This window comes from Coleofasciculus sp. (assembly GCF_046565525.1).
Taxonomy (GTDB): Bacteria; Cyanobacteriota; Cyanobacteriia; order Cyanobacteriales; family Coleofasciculaceae; genus Coleofasciculus.
On the sequence record NZ_JBKHUP010000011.1, the window covers coordinates 77,947 to 93,046 of the forward strand.

19 protein-coding genes and 1 pseudogene are annotated in these 15,100 nt (G+C 44.8%); 9 read left to right on the forward strand and 11 right to left on the reverse strand.

Annotation, left to right across the window (positions count from 1 at the left end; genetic code table 11):
* The first annotated feature begins 25 nt into the window (after positions 1–25).
* Positions 26–742: an SDR family oxidoreductase gene (locus ACLGGO_RS06045; RefSeq protein WP_446418627.1), complete on the forward strand. Its 717-nt coding sequence runs from the start codon at positions 26–28 to the stop codon at positions 740–742.
* Positions 743–807: 65 nt separating this feature from the next.
* Positions 808–1,947, forward strand: a complete 1,140-nt coding sequence (gene hppD, locus ACLGGO_RS06050; RefSeq protein WP_446418628.1) for a 4-hydroxyphenylpyruvate dioxygenase — start codon at positions 808–810, stop codon at positions 1,945–1,947.
* Between the two features lie 89 nt (positions 1,948–2,036).
* Here hppD and ACLGGO_RS06055 read toward each other — a convergent pair whose 3' ends face one another.
* On the reverse strand, positions 2,037–2,663 hold the full coding sequence (locus ACLGGO_RS06055; protein WP_446418629.1) for a CPP1-like family protein: 627 nt from the start codon (positions 2,661–2,663) through the stop codon (positions 2,037–2,039).
* 113 nt (positions 2,664–2,776) lie between these two features.
* A complete protein-coding gene (locus ACLGGO_RS06060; protein WP_446339655.1) occupies positions 2,777–2,998 on the reverse strand; it encodes a hypothetical protein in 222 nt (73 codons plus the stop codon).
* A gap of 485 nt (positions 2,999–3,483) precedes the next feature.
* Here ACLGGO_RS06060 and ACLGGO_RS06065 point away from each other — a divergent pair, with 485 nt between their 5' ends.
* Positions 3,484–4,212 (forward strand): response regulator transcription factor, encoded by a 729-nt coding sequence (locus ACLGGO_RS06065; RefSeq protein WP_446355939.1) that lies wholly within the window; start codon positions 3,484–3,486, stop codon positions 4,210–4,212.
* Between the two features lie 341 nt (positions 4,213–4,553).
* Here ACLGGO_RS06065 and ACLGGO_RS06070 read toward each other — a convergent pair whose 3' ends face one another.
* Both ACLGGO_RS06070 and psbH read right to left on the reverse strand, forming a co-directional pair.
* Positions 4,554–4,841, reverse strand: a complete 288-nt coding sequence (locus ACLGGO_RS06070) for a TatA/E family twin arginine-targeting protein translocase (RefSeq protein ID WP_446339657.1) — start codon at positions 4,839–4,841, stop codon at positions 4,554–4,556.
* A 243-nt stretch (positions 4,842–5,084) separates the two neighbouring features.
* Positions 5,085–5,288: a photosystem II reaction center phosphoprotein PsbH gene (gene psbH, locus ACLGGO_RS06075; protein WP_446339658.1), complete on the reverse strand. Its 204-nt coding sequence runs from the start codon at positions 5,286–5,288 to the stop codon at positions 5,085–5,087.
* A gap of 84 nt (positions 5,289–5,372) precedes the next feature.
* Here psbH and psbN point away from each other — a divergent pair, with 84 nt between their 5' ends.
* The 3 genes from psbN (at position 5,373) to ACLGGO_RS06090 (ending at position 6,741) form a co-directional block, all read left to right on the forward strand.
* A complete protein-coding gene (gene psbN, locus ACLGGO_RS06080) occupies positions 5,373–5,504 on the forward strand; it encodes a photosystem II reaction center protein PsbN (RefSeq protein ID WP_446339659.1) in 132 nt (43 codons plus the stop codon).
* Positions 5,505–5,658: 154 nt separating this feature from the next.
* Positions 5,659–5,889 carry a DNA-directed RNA polymerase subunit omega gene (locus ACLGGO_RS06085; RefSeq protein ID WP_446339660.1) on the forward strand — a complete coding sequence of 77 codons (231 nt, stop codon included), beginning with the start codon at positions 5,659–5,661 and terminating at the stop codon, positions 5,887–5,889.
* 219 nt (positions 5,890–6,108) lie between these two features.
* Entirely contained in the window at positions 6,109–6,741 is a 633-nt protein-coding gene (locus tag ACLGGO_RS06090) for a hypothetical protein (protein WP_446418630.1), read from the forward strand.
* Here the strand turns inward: ACLGGO_RS06090 and ACLGGO_RS06095 are convergent.
* The 3 genes and pseudogenes from ACLGGO_RS06095 to ACLGGO_RS06105 form a co-directional block, all read right to left on the reverse strand.
* Entirely contained in the window at positions 6,731–6,853 is a 123-nt protein-coding gene (locus ACLGGO_RS06095; protein WP_446418631.1) for a hypothetical protein, read from the reverse strand. The genes ACLGGO_RS06090 and ACLGGO_RS06095 overlap by 11 nt on opposite strands.
* Positions 6,838–7,233: pseudogene (locus ACLGGO_RS06100) on the reverse strand (type II toxin-antitoxin system VapC family toxin). Before ACLGGO_RS06100 ends, ACLGGO_RS06095 begins: the two are co-directional and overlap by 16 nt.
* A gap of 8 nt (positions 7,234–7,241) precedes the next feature.
* A complete protein-coding gene (locus ACLGGO_RS06105) occupies positions 7,242–7,493 on the reverse strand; it encodes a hypothetical protein (RefSeq protein WP_446418632.1) in 252 nt (83 codons plus the stop codon).
* 150 nt (positions 7,494–7,643) lie between these two features.
* Here ACLGGO_RS06105 and ACLGGO_RS06110 point away from each other — a divergent pair, with 150 nt between their 5' ends.
* On the forward strand, positions 7,644–7,904 hold the full coding sequence (locus ACLGGO_RS06110) for a type I restriction-modification enzyme R subunit C-terminal domain-containing protein (RefSeq protein ID WP_446418650.1): 261 nt from the start codon (positions 7,644–7,646) through the stop codon (positions 7,902–7,904).
* 39 nt (positions 7,905–7,943) lie between these two features.
* A complete protein-coding gene (locus tag ACLGGO_RS06115) occupies positions 7,944–9,692 on the forward strand; it encodes an AIPR family protein (RefSeq protein WP_446418633.1) in 1,749 nt (582 codons plus the stop codon).
* Positions 9,693–9,955: 263 nt separating this feature from the next.
* Here ACLGGO_RS06115 and purH read toward each other — a convergent pair whose 3' ends face one another.
* The 3 genes from purH to ACLGGO_RS06130 form a co-directional block, all read right to left on the reverse strand.
* Positions 9,956–11,518 (reverse strand): bifunctional phosphoribosylaminoimidazolecarboxamide formyltransferase/IMP cyclohydrolase, encoded by a 1,563-nt coding sequence (purH, locus tag ACLGGO_RS06120; RefSeq protein WP_446418634.1) that lies wholly within the window; start codon positions 11,516–11,518, stop codon positions 9,956–9,958.
* Positions 11,519–11,968: 450 nt separating this feature from the next.
* Positions 11,969–12,097, reverse strand: a complete 129-nt coding sequence (gene psaJ / locus ACLGGO_RS06125) for a photosystem I reaction center subunit IX (protein WP_446339663.1) — start codon at positions 12,095–12,097, stop codon at positions 11,969–11,971.
* A gap of 146 nt (positions 12,098–12,243) precedes the next feature.
* Entirely contained in the window at positions 12,244–12,738 is a 495-nt protein-coding gene (locus ACLGGO_RS06130) for a Photosystem I reaction center subunit III (RefSeq protein WP_446339664.1), read from the reverse strand.
* Between the two features lie 153 nt (positions 12,739–12,891).
* Between ACLGGO_RS06130 and tsaD the strand changes: the two genes are divergently transcribed.
* On the forward strand, positions 12,892–13,950 hold the full coding sequence (gene tsaD / locus ACLGGO_RS06135) for a tRNA (adenosine(37)-N6)-threonylcarbamoyltransferase complex transferase subunit TsaD (RefSeq protein ID WP_446418635.1): 1,059 nt from the start codon (positions 12,892–12,894) through the stop codon (positions 13,948–13,950).
* On the opposite strand, the gene ACLGGO_RS06140 is transcribed toward tsaD, so the two are convergent.
* A complete protein-coding gene (locus ACLGGO_RS06140) occupies positions 13,947–15,041 on the reverse strand; it encodes a DUF362 domain-containing protein (protein WP_446418636.1) in 1,095 nt (364 codons plus the stop codon). The genes tsaD and ACLGGO_RS06140 overlap by 4 nt on opposite strands.
* Between the last annotated feature and the right edge of the window lie 59 nt (positions 15,042–15,100).

A 15,100-nucleotide genomic window follows, 5' to 3' on the forward strand; every position in this document is an offset into this window, starting at 1 on the left:
AAAGTGTAAAGAAATGTAAAATTATATGCCAGATAAAGTTATTGTGGTCGTTGGTGCCACAGGGGGTATTGGCTCGGCTGTAACCCACCAATTAGCAAAAGAGGGAGCAAATTTAGTCCTCGCCGCCAGACAGAGCGATCGCTTAGCCGCTTTAGTGTCCCAACTCCCCATGACTAATTTAGAGCAAGTCTTAAATGTACCAACCGATATCACCGATCCAGCCCAGGTGGAAACGCTTATGCACAAGGCGGTTGACAAGTTTGGTCAGATTGACGTACTCGTCAATGCGGCGGGGGCAGGAATTCTTAAACAGTACAACAAAATTACATCGGCTGACCTAGACGCGATGCTGGACTTAAATCTCAAAGGTAGCTTCTATACCTGTCAAGCCGCCGCCGAAGTGATGAAAAGTCAAAAATCCGGTCATATCTGTAATATCGTCGGCATTTTGGGCAAACATTCCATGGCAATGGCATCAGCGTACTGCGCCTCAAAGTTTGGCGTTGTCGGGTTTAGCAAATGTATGGCAGATGAATTAAAGCGTTTTGGGATTAAGTTTACACTCTTTTACTTTGGCGGTGTGGATTCCCCCTTCTGGGATAATGTCAGCTTAAAAGTGGATCGCAAGAAGATGCTCACGCCGGAAACAGCCGCTAATGCCGTTCTGTTTGCCCTGAACGCTGAGCCGCAAGCAGTACCGATGGAAATCAACATTCAGCCGGAAAGCCATCTATTCTTTTAACGAGGGCGTGCTGAATTTAGGGCGGGGAGTGTCAAGACCAGGTAAGCTGCCGGATGGGATAAGCCATGAGAATCGATCACATTCACTTTTACGTTAAAGATGCGCTAGCCTCCCGCGCTTGGTTTGTCGAGCAGATGGGCTTTCAATCTGTGGCATCGGGGGCGAGTTGTCACACACGCACGACAGTGGTGAAGAGTGGGGCAATTTATTTTGTCCTGTCGTCTGCGATCGCGCCGAACAGTCCCGTTGCCCAGTTTCTGCACCAGCATCCTCCAGGTGTTGCTGATATTGCCTTTAACGTTTCCGACATGGAATATGTTATGGAACGACTGCTCAAACGCGGCGCTAAGGTCTTACAACCCCTTCAAATTCACAACTATGAGGATGGATGCATAAAATGGGGTAAAGTCGCCGCCTGGGGCGATATGACTCATACTCTGGTTGAACGCCATAGTTTTCATTCCATTCCCTACTTTCCTGTACAGGTAGACTGGCTGAGTTCAACACCCAACACTCAGACGCGCCAGGGCGCATCTGTACAAACTCAACACTCAACACTCAACACTTCCCCAATTGAGGAGTTTACCCATATCGATCACGTTGTCCTGAATGTGGCGGCTGGGGATTTGGCGAAAGCGGTTCAGTGGTATCAGCAGGTGTTGGACTTCCAACCACAGCAGGTGTTTACTATCCAGACGGAAAAATCTGGCTTATGCTCTCAGGTTATGGTGCATCCGGTGACAGGGACACAATTGCCCATTAATGAACCGACATCAGCGAATTCTCAAATTCAGGAATTTCTGGATGTGAATGGAGGAGCCGGAGTCCAGCATATTGCCTTAGCTACGAGAGATATTGTAGGTGCGATCGCGCAACGACGCCGCCAAGGTATGTCCTTCATCAACGTTCCCCCCAGTTATTACAGGATAGTCCGCGATCGCAATCCGGGCTATAATTTCTCGATGGCGGAATGGGACGCGATCGCCCAGCAGCAAATTTTAGTAGATTGGCAAGCCAAATCCCCTCAAGCGTTGCTTCTGCAAACCTTTACCCAACCTATTTTCGCCGAACCCACCTTCTTTTTTGAGTTCATAGAACGGCGATGGGGGGCAAAAGGCTTTGGTGAGGGGAATTTCCGCGCTTTGTTTGAGGCGATAGAGAGGGAGCAGATGAAACGGGGTTGTTTGTCGATTGAAAAGAGTTGATCAGTATTTTTTAATCAGGAACAGGGAATAAGGAAATTGAGGACAAGGGAGTTGCTGAATCTCTACCTTGTCTTCTCCTATTCCCCCTTTCATCGCAGAAAGCTGCTAATCAGCCAGAACAAGACAAAGGTTACCAATGAGGCAAATTTCTCAATGGTCAAACCCATGTCGATAAGCAGTAACTCCAACGCTCCTCCCAGAACTGTTCCTAATGCTACACCGAGCAGCAAACCGACTAGGGTCAGTAAGACAGCCCGACCAAATTGTTGTTCTTTGCGATTGAGGAAATAAATTGTACCGCCAAACCCCAAGGCGACAGCCAAGGTAAGAATTGACGCTTCCGGATAAAACAAAGTCAGACCACTCAATACCAAGAACACAACCGTTGGTGCAACAAGATCACTCCTCGTCGGGGTGTCTAAAAGTCGTTGTAGCCAAGCCGGAGAGGAATTGCCTGAGGGTGGGCTGAAACCCAAAGAGGTTTGTGGGACTTTTTCCCGTTCCGGAAAACGAATGCGTTCTGGAACTTTGATTTTTCCTTCTTGGCGCATTCTGAGGCGATCCATAATAATCGCATCATAAGCCGCCTCTACCGACTCTATGAGCTTAGGTTCGCCGCGATGCTGTTGCATCAAGCGTCCTTTAGCATCCTGAATTTCATCAAAGGAAGCATCTTCTGTGACCCCAAGTTTTTCGTAGGGATTTTGATCGCTCATTCAAAACCTCCGAGATATCCCTTTTTTTCACTGGTATATCGTGAAGTACCCCAACCTGCTTCGCTTTTGTTGGGGCTTCTAACGCCCTCACATTAGCTAAAACAGTGACGGTCTTATTCGTCTTCGAGATTTCCCGTCTCATCCGCCGATGCCACGTTGGGTACTTTCAAAAGCGCAGAAAGTCCAGAACTGAATCCGGTGATGGTCTTACTCAGCGTCCACAGGCAGCCGCCCGTCTTCCACAGGCAGTAATTTTGTTTTGTCCCTTGGTCGCGGTTTTTAGTTGGAGTTCCAACCAATGTTTTTAGCTTATCAGCTAGGGTGAGGCTATCCATTCCCACCGTGAAGACAGATGGGGACTTCCGCCGATTTTGTTAAGACTCTACACTGGTTATTATGATAAACATCGATGCTCTTAACCGGGCTGCACCCAACAGGTAACAGTCTGGTTAGATACCGAGTGTCATGCTAACTCCCTTGCAAGCTAGTGTAGCCTGTTCTTTGCAAACAAGTCCTCTGGACAGAAAAATTTGTTGAGTCCAGCCCAAGTGATGCCAGATCTGCCAAAAGCGGTTATGCTATTGGGCGGCTGCCCTATTTTCCCACTTGGGTAACGATGCCAGACGCTATTGGCATCCCTGAGTTCTCTGGCGATAATTGACTTAAAGGCTGACTACGCTATTGATGTCACAAAAATCTATACCCTGATTCCTGATCCAGTTACGCTAGAAGAGTATTGACTAAAATGCTCAAGACATCCTAGTGGTGAATAGGTGTGCATCTTATCTCAATCCCTGAAATTAGTTCTCCGTGGAAATTTATGACCATGGTCTCCGCCAAAATTCTTGTCGTGGACGACGACCCGGCAATCCGCAATTTAATCATTCGCTTTTTGAGCAAAAAGAACTATCAAATGGAGTCGGCGCAGGATGGTAAGACGGCTTTAGCCGCATTTAAACAATTCAACCCAGACTTAGTGATTCTGGATGTAAATTTGCCGGATACCCTTGGCTACAACCTTTGCCGGGACATGCAAAACATCAATGATGTTTTTGTTCTCTTTCTCACTAGTCGCGGTGAACCCGCGGACAAAAACCAAGGGTTCAAACAAGGTGGTGATGACTATCTCACTAAGCCCTTCGATTTAATGGAACTCGAAAATCGAGTTGGGGCAATTTTGAGACGTAAGCGAGAAATTACGCCGACCGACCAGCAGCGCCTCGTTTACAATCACTTGACGATTGATCCCACACGTCGGGAGGTGACCCTTCACGACCAACTCGTCCCTTTGACCGCTCTAGAGTTCGATTTGTTACATTTCTTAGCGTCTCATCCGGGTCAAGTCCTGCGCCGCTCTGAATTGATTCAGGAAGTGTGGGAATACGACTATGTTGGAGACCAACGAGTTGTTGACGTTCATATTGGGCAAATTCGCAAAAAGATCGAAATTGATGCGAGTGACCCAAAATTAATCCAAACGATTCGGGGAGTTGGGTACAAGTTTGAGGCACCCAACACTGAGCAAAATAATGGGCAACGGTCTTTATGAACAACTGACACCAAGCTCGCGCCATGGTGTCAGCTTCTGGCTTCATCAGGAATTACTTGATCATGGACTACCCACGATTAGGTCCGACAGCTACCTACCCTTCTCTCCGCAGCCGTCCGGATGCCCAAGACCGATAGAATTTTGAGCGCTTACCCATCTGATATTGGTCGCCGTATTCCTCCCTCTTTCAGGGTGAGTGCCACAGTTAGGACAAATGGCTGTCCTGACATTTTGTGGCATTTTAGGTAATGAAAAATGGACACCGCTAGGGAAACATCAGTCAGTCAAGACTAACACTCCGTCTTCACGTTCAGCGAAAACGTTCAGTGAAAAAATAATTGTTAGCCCGCTTGAGACGGAGTCGCGGCATGATTATCGTTATCTGTTGAATCAGTTTCAGGGGTAGCTTTCTGCTGAGTTTCAGACAGTGCTGGTGTTTTTGTCGCTTGTTCTAACTGTTGAGCCTCACGCTTAAATTCCGATTCAAATTCTCTAGATGCATCTTGAAAGCCGCGAATGGCTTTCCCTAGACTCCGACCAATCTCCGGCAACTTTTTCGGTCCGAATACTAATAGCGCCACAATCAAAATCAGCGCCATTTCCGGTAAACCAATCCCAAAAACGTTCATTTCATAACCTCCTGATGTACCGAGACCTGTGTCTATTGTGTCTCAAATTTAAAGTCTAACGCTTCACAGATAACCCTCTCCCCACTGAAAAGCACAGAGGGAGAGGGTCTCAATGGTTCATATCTGATTAGAGAAAAGTTTATGGCTATGAACCCTATAGCTTGTTTGGTGCTTCGCAAATACCATGTCGCTGGCTTGGAGGAGAAAGTTGGGGGAGAAAGAGTACAATCAACACCAACAGACCTATTGACCTAAGCTTTTCCAATCCACATTGATGTTCTCCAGCAACAGCGAGGAGTTGTATAACTGCAAGATAATTAGCAAGAAAACGAAGAATAAGAGCATGAACACCGCCATCAAAGGCGTTGTTCCCCAACCGGGAGCCACTTTACCATATTCAGAGTTCAGGGGTTTGAGAATATCTCCTAACCACGTCCGTTGTGCCATGGGTCACCTATGATTAATTTCGATCACGTTTTGTAATGTTCTGTAATATTATAGAGGAAGAAGACTAATCTATAGAGACCCACCATGGAACCTGCAATAGTTCTTAGCATTTCAGTCGCTGTAATTCTGATCGTCGTCACCGCCTTCTCAATCTACACAGCGTTTGGTCCGCCTTCGGCTCAATTGAGTGATCCCTTTGAAGATCACGAGGACTAAGCGTTGACAATCCTTGCTTGGGTTGCCCACTGGGATTAGAAGATGGGGGCATTCTGGCTGGGCTTCGCCCTGCTGCGCTCACACAGGCAGTCATGGGTCAAGAATGCTAGACTTATAACTTGCGACTTTAGGATAAGAAACGGAATAAAAATCTATGCTGCATCGGCGTTACCAGTTGGATTACAGTCAAATTATGCACCGAGCAGAGGAGCTAGTCAACGCGGCTTCTAATCGCTATCGGATTACGGTGCAAGTGGCAAATCGGGCAAAGCGCCGTCGCTACGAAGATTTTGAAAATCTCGACGACCCAATGATGAAGCCTGTACTGCGGGCAATTATTGAGATGTCTGATGAACTGACTCAACCAGAAATAATTGGGGATTAAAGGCGGGCGTCAGGAAAGCTGGGGAAGCTGGGGGAGTAACTTTTATGGCGACAGCTATATCATCCCTGACTTTTCACGGGAAGTCTAAAAACCTGAGTCGGGGCGGGTTTAGTTACATCAGGTTGCAACCAAAAAGATAGTGGTGAAACCCGCCCCGGAGAGAATTCACACTCACTTTGCGCCACATACCGTGAAAGTCAGATATCATCCCTATTCACTATGATCCAACTGAAACACAAAGGTAAGGCGACAGGCTTCGTTGTGCTGTTTACCCTTACCTTTGTAATGAGTATCGGCTTGTGCTGGGGCAAAGCGGGAGTTAGGACTATCCCTGTTTTGCCAATTTTAGGCTCCCAACCCGCCAGCGCCCAATTAATTAGATCTCAGGATACTTGGCGTCAAGTTTACGAGCGATTGCCCGATTTCCCCAAAGAGAACCAGTATGTCAGTAATGAAACGGGCGAAGTAAATTTAGAGACTACACTGGCAAGTCGTCTGATTCGTTATCACCTGTACGTGAAAAGACGCCTTCCTAATTACCGTTTTGATTGGAAGCTGACCCTTGCTGACTATCTTGGGGCTAATGAGTATATAAATGAATCTGTGTATCCCAGTAGTAACACGTTAAGGGAAAATCCGATGGCAGGCGATCGCGCGGCGATAGAAAAGCTGACTCGCCAGCAGCGAGAGGATTTGATTGAGGTTTTAGTTAGCATTTATAATCCCAATCGTCCCGATACCCAAATTTCAACACCTAGCCAGCAGCCGTCGCCACCCTCCACTCCTACTCGCCCATCTAAGCCAGGATTACCTCAACCTGGGGACGCCGATTTACTGAACATCAATTTTTGACATTGCCATTTAGCACCTGTTGAGCCGTTAGCGCCAGGTTGGGGAATAGAGGAGAGTGAATGCGATCGCTCCCTCTATTCTGCCATTTGCTATCGTTTAAGGGACTAACCAATTCTCAAGGTGTAAATTTTGGATATTGACAAAATGACGCATATTATTAGTCCCTAAACTATCAGACCGAGAACGAGCAACGGCGGCAATGAGTGCATCAATTTGTCCAGTTGGTCTACCGATTTGTCTGAGTTCACCTTAAATTTTGCCAAATTCGATAGCGGCATTCTCCTCGAAGTTAATTTTAGGCAGTTGGTTGGCAAATTGTTCAAGAATCAGCAGATTTTGCTGAACTCGACTTGAACAATAGACGCCTTTATAGAGTTCTCCAAGAACTAGAGTCACCAGATAACAGTCTTGGTATTTTTGCTGAAAATGAGCGATAGCCGATAGGTTTCCTTGAATAATCGCTATACAGATATTTGTATCGAGCAAGTACATCTGAATAGTTAGTTGAAATTATCAAAGTTTATCGGTTCACCCAAGTCAGCATGGCGTTCTCTATCAATCTGAGCAAAAATGTCTCCGATTTCTTGATCATCCTTCCATGCACCAATAATGGCTTGTAGCTGTTGCCAATTGGGGTCAGGGTTCGATAAAGTAGTATCAGGAATCTCAATAAAAATTTCCACGCCATTAGGCACGGGAAGTTCTTGAAATAGCTCTATGGTTTTGTCGCGTATAATTCCTTTAACTTTCATAGGGGATTGTTGTGGTAATTTCTATTGCACTATTGTAGCTTTACCCGAGTGGGTTCGTAGTCAGGGCTTTAGCCCTAAAAAATTGTGGGCGAGTTTTCAACACTCTATATGTAGGGTAGGCAATATCCACCCTACTCAACTTTGGAGTTGATGGAGATTGAGGCATTGCCAGATTATCAGGAGGTGGTGAGGCGGAATTTTGAGGAGTTTATTAGTCAGCGTCAGTTTAATGCGAATCTGATTCGGTTTTTACGAGCGGTGCAGAATGTGTTTTTGAAGAATCGGCGGTTGGAGGTGGCGGATTTGTATGAGGAACCGTTGGATAGGTTTGGGGAGGATACTGTGGAAAGGTGCTTTACGGAGGAGCAGGTGGATGAGTTGATTGAGTTTACGGAACAGTTAGTGGCTTAGTAATCTAATACAGTATAATTTATTAAAGGATAAATATTTATGTCTAACAATAACAATAATGATGTCATAATTCTCAACAGTATTCTCGAAAGGAAAAGACAGGAATCAGCAAATACCTTATCACAAGATGAGTATTTTGAGATATTTGCTTTTGACCAAGTTTTAAAAGACTATGACCTTTCATATGATGAATTATTGTCTAATCAGGTCGATGGTAAAGATGATGGAGGAATCGATGGATTTTTCATATTTATTAATAATGAAGCTCTTAATGAAGAACTAGATTTGGAAACTATAAAAAGGAATCCATTAATAGAAGTATATTTAATTCAAGCCAAAACTTCATCTTCGTTTGGAGAAAAAGCCATAGAAACACTCATGGCTACTATAGAAGATATATTTTATTTAGACAAGCCTGTTTTCGATATTAAGCAATTTTATAATGCACAGGTAATAGAAAAAGTAGAATTACTTAGAAAAACATACCTTGATTTAGCAATTAAACATCCTCAAGTGAAAATCACTTATGTATATGCTAGTAAAGGTGATACTCAAAGTATTCATGTTAAGGTCAAAAATAAAGCGGATAACCTTTGCGCTAAAACCCAAAATTTTTTCAGAGGTTCTGAGGTAAAGTTTGAATTTGTAGGAGCTAGAGAACTACTAGAGAGTGCAAGGCAAGAAAAAAGTTACTCTTTAAAATTAAAATTTCTGGAGAACTATATTTCTAGAGATGAAGATAATTATGTTGTTTTAACAAAACTAGATGAATACTATGAATTTGTAACTGATGATAAGAGTTATTTACGTAAATATTTATTTGAATCAAATGTTAGAGATTATCAAGGTAATGTAGAAGTCAATAGAGATATTAAAATAACCCTTGCTTCAAAAGATACTGATATAGATTTCTGGTGGTTAAACAATGGAATAACCATATTAGCTTCAAAAGCCACCATTGCAGGTAAAACCATTACACTCGATGATGTACAAATTGTGAATGGGTTACAAACAACTAACACAATCTATGAGTATATGAAGACTCTTCAAGAGATTCATGATGAGAGAGCTATCCTTGTAAAGATAATAGTGGCAAACAAACTAGAAGCGAGAGATAGAATCATCAAAGCAACTAATTTCCAAACTCCAGTTCCTGCTGCTTCTTTAAGAGCTACTGAACCTATTCAGTGTGATATAGAAGATTACTTTTTCCATAATGACTGGTTCTATGACCGTCGCAAGAATTATTACAAGAATATTGGAAAAACTTCTAATAGAATAATTAGTATACCTTATTTAGCTCAAGCAGTTACTTCCATTGTTCATCGCGAACCACATACAGCTAGAGCACGACCAACGTCAATTATTAAAGGTGATACAAATTACAGTAGAGTTTTTAATTCTTCGATTCCAATGGAAGTTTATCTATTTTGTGCAAAATCTATGAAGAATATTGAATTTTATATAAGAGCTACCGATTTTTCAGCATTAACAGAAAATAATACCAATAATTTATTACGTTCTGGAACAATTCGGATTTTAATATTTCATCTTGCAATGCTTTTTATTATTAAACTACTTCGTAAAGTTAGTTATACACAAGGTGATGTACGCTCACTCCTCCAAATTGAATTTGATGAAAATCAGCAGGACTTGCTTTATAATACAATTCTAGAAATCACTGAATTAACTAATCGTTATTTACAAACAGCACCTACTCTTTCAATTAATACAGTAGCTAAACGATCTGAATTTACTATTTTTCTTGTTGAGAACGTACAAATATAGTCTGCTATTAGAAGATTTATACTCACTGACCCTGAACTGCGCTGGAGTTTAGACTAAGTAGTCGGACAAGAAAAACGGCACTGTATGAAGTTTTGTAAAGAAGGCTCAGAGATGGCTGAACGCATACACCAAACCAGTAGCCCCAACTCAAAGCAGGACATTGATCTGTGAGAAGGTGTTAAGTGTTACGAGAGGCTCAAAAACCTAAAACCTAAAACCTCATCTCAACTAGCATGTCCCGCTTTAAATTTATAGGCTGTTAGTTAATGCAAAAAGTGACGTATACCTGTAAGTACCATCACTAAACCCAATTCATTCGCCGCCTGAATCGAATCTTTATCTCGTAAACTTCCCCCAGGTTGTACGATCGCGTCTATTCCAGCATCAGCGGCTGTGCGTACTGAGTCATCAAAGGGGAAGAATCCATCACTAGCGAGAATACCCCCTTTCGCTTTTTCCCCAGCTTGTTCTAAGGCAATTTTCACCGCGCCTACCCGATTCATTTGACCGGCGCCAATTCCTAAGGTGGTGCGATCGCGGGTGATGACAATGGCGTTTGATTTAACGTGTTTACACACCTTCCAGGCAAATAATAATTCCTCTAGTTGATCAGGAGTCGGTTGCTTTTCGGTGACAATTTCCCAGTCGTCGGGGTTATCTACTGCATCATCCGACGCTTGCACCAGTAACCCACCAGCAATAACTTTTACGGTTTGCTTGGGACCATTTTGCAACTCAGGTAGCAGTAAAATTCGTAATTTTGATTTTTTAGCCAGAATCTCTTTGGCGTCGGGATCACACTCTGGCGCGACGACACATTCTAAAAAGGTTTGGGTTAACGCCCCGGCTGTAGACATATCAATCGGATGGTTCAATGCGACAATACCGCCAAAGGCAGAAACGGGGTCAGCGTGTAAGGCTTTTTCGTAAGCTTCAAACAGCGTACCTCCCAACGCCACACCACAGGGATTTGTATGCTTGAGGACGACGGCGGCGGGTAAATCTGTAAATTCAGTAATAATCCGCCGTGCGGCTTCTAAATCCACTAAGTTATTGTAACTGAGTTCTTTTCCTTGGAGTTTAGTTGCAGCCGTCCATCCGGTGGGAGTGGTTCCAGTTTGATACCAGGTTGCTGATTGATGAGGATTTTCTCCGTAACGTAGGGATTGCAGTTGCTTTCCAGAGAGGACAAAATCTTGGGGAAGGGATGGTGCTTCTTGGGCTGCGTCGAGGGATTCCTGGGTTTTGCTTAGATAAGACGCGATCGCGCGATCATAATCACCTGTATGAGAAAATGCTTCTATCGCACAGGCTTGACGGAATTCCAGAGACGGTTGATGCTCATGCTGGCGTAATTGTTCTAGATAGGTTTCATACTGGCTGGGGTTACACAAAACCGTTAGATGGGCAAAATTCTTTGCTGACGCCCGTAGCATCGCAGGTCCCCCAATATCGATATTCTCGATCGCCTCTGATAACGTCACATCCGGTTTCGCGATCGTCTCCTCAAAGGGATACAAATTCACTACCACCAAATCAATGGGTAGAATCTGATGGGCTGTCATTTGTTCCACATCTTCCGCCACATCGCGCCGTCCCAGAATACCGCCATGAATCCGGGGATGCAGAGTTTTTACTCTACCGCCTAAAATTTCGGGAAATTCTGTGTAATCAGATACCTTTGTTACGGGTAAATCAGCCTCTTGCAGGGCTTTTGCGGTTCCCCCACTACTCATTAAGGCAAAGTCAAATTCTGTAACCAGCTTACGGGCAAACTCAACCAGTCCGGTTTTATCAGATACACTCAGCAGGGCTAAACGTGCCATTTTTCTTCTCCCTTGACTACAACCTTATCCAGGATATATGGGATTTGGGAAGTTTTGAGTTTCGTTATTCGTCATTTGTCATTCGTCATACTCGCTTTCATCGAGAAGCAAGCTACGTCATTTGTCATTCTCTCCCCCAGCTCCCCCAGCTCCTGATAACTGATAACTGATAACTGATAACTGATAACTGATAACTGCTCACTGATAACTGATAACTGATAACTGATAACTCCCCCAGTTCCCTCATCAAAAACCCCGTCCTCGCAAATCAGGGGGACAGGGTTATTTTTGGAAACGCAAAATTACGATGAAGCAATAGCGAGTTTCCCTGGTACAAGTAATCCTTATCTAGGACTGTTTAGATAGCTTGTGGTGGTAATTTTGTCAGGAGGGAGTTAGCAAATAACGATATTAACAAATTCTCTCCTCAATCTATACCAACCACTCAGCTTACGGCATCGGATGAAATAGTAAATCAGGGAAAAAGCGGTTAAATTCAATCAAAACTCCGGCTGTAATGGTTAACCAAACAGCAATTAACACCGGGGCTAAGGAAAGATACTTGAGAAAATACTGCATCAAACTTCTCCTGAACGTGATAGTGGATAGGTAAGTCGATCAATTGTGTAACTAGAGATTTGGACAGCTAGGATGTTAGTCCCCCGAAATGACGGAAAATTCTACACCCATCAGCTAGCTCCTATCTCCAGTTGCCAATTTCTAGATTAGCGAGGGGATACAGGAATCTCCTCATCCTTGGCATACAATTTGCCAGAGAGGGCTTCTTGCAGGGCGGCTAGGGGCCAAGCAAAACCAAAGAGCATTTTATTAATTGCCAAAGGCACGTCGATGATAACTTCTTTTTCTTCGGGATTCTTATCGGCTTGAATCGCTTGTAAATAGGAGCGACCAACCCAACCAATCCAGCCAGCCATATACAAAAAGAGAATGCTAGGAATGAGAAAATCACCTGCTCGACTCCAGCGACCATCCGCAATCAAGTGGGGCAGTCCATCATCACCGCAGAGGGCTTGAGAATAACGCTCAAAGCGTTTTTGCCCGGAATTGGGGTCATCGGTGGTCGCACGGGCATTCTTCGCTCGTTGCTGAAATGCGGGTGATTCACTACAGCGTGTGAGATGGTCAAAATCAGCCAAGGCTGGGGTGACAAAGCTAAACCAGAGGGTAACGGCGAAAAGTAGAGCCAACAATCGTCGCATAGAATTGTTTCCTTTTGTTACGAAATCAAAAGTTTTATGTACAAAACACAAAAGCGATTTGTACACTCCAGCAATATTACTCTGACAGGTTGAACAGAGTAAAGTTAAGTTAATTAAAATGTAAATTGAGTTTTTCATTCAGGTTATGGGCAAATGGCTCGTGTTTTAGCCATAGAAACCAGTTGTGACGAAACCGCCGTGGCGGTGGTGGAGGATCGCACCTGTTGTAGTAATGTTGTGGCATCTCAGATTCCGGTGCATCAGCCTTATGGTGGGATTGTGCCGGAAGTAGCGTCGCGATCGCATCTGGAAATGATCAATACCGCGATCGCCCAAGCCTTGGCGGAAGCTAATCTGGGCTGGGAGGCGATTGATGGGATCGCCGCTACCTGTGCGCCCGGTTTGGTGGGTTCGCTGTTGGTGGGTTTAACGGCGGCAAAAACCCTGGCAATGGTTCATAATAAGCCGTTTCTGGGAGTGCATCACTTAGAAGGGCATATTTACGCCACGTATCTGATTGAACCTGAACTCGCACCCCCATTTTTGTGTTTGTTGGTGTCTGGGGGTCATACCAGTTTAATTTATGTTAAGGACTGTGGCGTCTATGAAATGTTGGGTTCAACTCGTGATGATGCGGCGGGTGAGGCGTTTGATAAGGTAGCACGATTGTTGCACCTGGGCTATCCTGGAGGTCCGGCGATTGATCGGTTAGCCAAGGAAGGAAATCCTCACGCCTTTGGGTTACCCGAAGGGAAGATATCTCGTCCGAGTGGAGGGTATCACCCTTATGATTCCAGTTTTAGTGGGTTGAAGACGGCTGTCTTGCGATTAGTGCAACAATTAGAGCAAGAAGGGAATGAATTACCCGTGAATGATATTGCGGCTTCTTTCCAGGAAACCGTGGCGCGATCGCTAACTAAACGGGCGGTTAATTGCGCGATCGATTATGGGTTAACCACCATTGCCGTTGGGGGTGGTGTTGCAGCAAATAGTGGCTTGAGAGAGCACCTGCAAACGGCGGCGTCAGCTCACAATTTGCGCGTTGTTTTCCCACCGATTAAGTATTGTACCGATAATGCTGCCATGATTGGTTGTGCGGCGGCGGATCACCTTAATCGTGGACATACATCTCCCCTCACCATCGGTGTGCAGTCACGGCTACCAATTACCAAGGTGATGGAATTGTACCAACACTCAACAGGTGATCGCTAAATCGTTAAGAGTTGACGGATTTGATCTGCCATGGTTTGGCTAGCGCTATCCGCCGTTACCAGTTCAATTTGTTCAGCACTGCTAGCACCCAATCCTAATTCTACGGCTCGTTGAATTTGCTCTAACTGCCAAATTGAACCACCAGAAACCGCGTCAGTGGTGCCAAGCGATCGCAAAATGGCAATGGCGACAGCATCAACCGCCACGCGATCGGTTCCCGCTAGCATTACCTCGGCTTTTACCTTCTTCCCAGAGGCGGGTCCACCATTCACAAAAGCCTCTACCCCATCTAATAGAATCAGCGCGGGTTTGTAGGCTTGGTTAATCTCGGCAATCATGACTCGTTGGTGAGGGGAAGAATGTAAATCCTGCATATAATTAAACGAATCTCCAGGCACATATTTGGCAACCATCCCCACGGAATTCTTCAGCGACAGGGTAAAATGACCGCCAAAACGATGAGTTTTCAAGCAACAGGTATTAACAATCGCCCCTGCATCTAAAATCGGACGAGCAAAGGCAAAGCCTTTTTGCCAGTGGGTTCCCTCGGCGGAAATATACTGCCATTGATCCGCATCCATCTCGTCAAATACAATCGTTTCTAAGCCATAGCGATCTGCCAATTGAAACACCTGTTTTTGTTCCATGGCTTGACGAGTATTTGCCATCCCGGAGCGATCGCCGATTGTAATTCCTTGGCTTCCAGCAGTCTGTAACTCTTGCACCAGCGCCTCTAGGAGTTGCGTATCTGTTGCGGCTGGGGCGGGATCTCCGGTGTTATAGTTAGGCTTAAGAAATATAGTGCGATCGGAAAGTCCTTCAGGTTGTAGCAAGTCCAGTGCTTTTTGAGTTCCAGCAACTCGGTCATCAGTACGCACCAGAACCACTTTACTCACATTACCGGATGGAGACTGGGCGAGGGGGGTGGGTGTGGTGGTGGGAACGGTTGCATCAACGGCTGCATCAGGTGTAGGCGAGGTGGAATTTACGGTTCTGCAAGCCGCAGGTAGAATTGAGGTTCCCGCAGCTAATGCGGCTAAACGCAGAACACGGCGTCGTTTGTATTTGCGAGTGGAGTGATTTGGTTGCATGGTGGCTTGAGTTCAAAAACAACAGTCCTGAATTAAATTGGCTCAGAGCTAAAACCTGT

Bases quoted from the DNA above. Each gene is read 5' to 3' on its own strand.
- ACLGGO_RS06115 (WP_446418633.1), top strand. From the start codon at position 7,944: ATGTCTAACAATAACAATAATGATGTCATAATTCTCAACAGTATTCTC.
- ACLGGO_RS06140 (WP_446418636.1), bottom strand. From the start codon at position 15,041: ATGCAACCAAATCACTCCACTCGCAAATACAAACGACGCCGTGTTCTG.
- ACLGGO_RS06090 (WP_446418630.1), top strand. From the start codon at position 6,109: ATGATCCAACTGAAACACAAAGGTAAGGCGACAGGCTTCGTTGTGCTG.
- ACLGGO_RS06055 (WP_446418629.1), bottom strand. From the start codon at position 2,663: ATGAGCGATCAAAATCCCTACGAAAAACTTGGGGTCACAGAAGATGCT.
- hppD (WP_446418628.1), top strand. From the start codon at position 808: ATGAGAATCGATCACATTCACTTTTACGTTAAAGATGCGCTAGCCTCC.
- purH (WP_446418634.1), bottom strand. From the start codon at position 11,518: ATGGCACGTTTAGCCCTGCTGAGTGTATCTGATAAAACCGGACTGGTT.
- psbN (WP_446339659.1), top strand. From the start codon at position 5,373: ATGGAACCTGCAATAGTTCTTAGCATTTCAGTCGCTGTAATTCTGATC.
- ACLGGO_RS06130 (WP_446339664.1), bottom strand. From the start codon at position 12,738: ATGCGACGATTGTTGGCTCTACTTTTCGCCGTTACCCTCTGGTTTAGC.
- psaJ (WP_446339663.1), bottom strand. From the start codon at position 12,097: ATGCAGTATTTTCTCAAGTATCTTTCCTTAGCCCCGGTGTTAATTGCT.
- ACLGGO_RS06110 (WP_446418650.1), top strand. From the start codon at position 7,644: ATGGAGATTGAGGCATTGCCAGATTATCAGGAGGTGGTGAGGCGGAAT.
- ACLGGO_RS06060 (WP_446339655.1), bottom strand. From the start codon at position 2,998: ATGGATAGCCTCACCCTAGCTGATAAGCTAAAAACATTGGTTGGAACT.
- ACLGGO_RS06045 (WP_446418627.1), top strand. From the start codon at position 26: ATGCCAGATAAAGTTATTGTGGTCGTTGGTGCCACAGGGGGTATTGGC.
- ACLGGO_RS06105 (WP_446418632.1), bottom strand. From the start codon at position 7,493: ATGAAAGTTAAAGGAATTATACGCGACAAAACCATAGAGCTATTTCAA.
- ACLGGO_RS06085 (WP_446339660.1), top strand. From the start codon at position 5,659: ATGCTGCATCGGCGTTACCAGTTGGATTACAGTCAAATTATGCACCGA.
- psbH (WP_446339658.1), bottom strand. From the start codon at position 5,288: ATGGCACAACGGACGTGGTTAGGAGATATTCTCAAACCCCTGAACTCT.
- ACLGGO_RS06065 (WP_446355939.1), top strand. From the start codon at position 3,484: ATGACCATGGTCTCCGCCAAAATTCTTGTCGTGGACGACGACCCGGCA.
- tsaD (WP_446418635.1), top strand. From the start codon at position 12,892: ATGGCTCGTGTTTTAGCCATAGAAACCAGTTGTGACGAAACCGCCGTG.
- ACLGGO_RS06070 (WP_446339657.1), bottom strand. From the start codon at position 4,841: ATGAACGTTTTTGGGATTGGTTTACCGGAAATGGCGCTGATTTTGATT.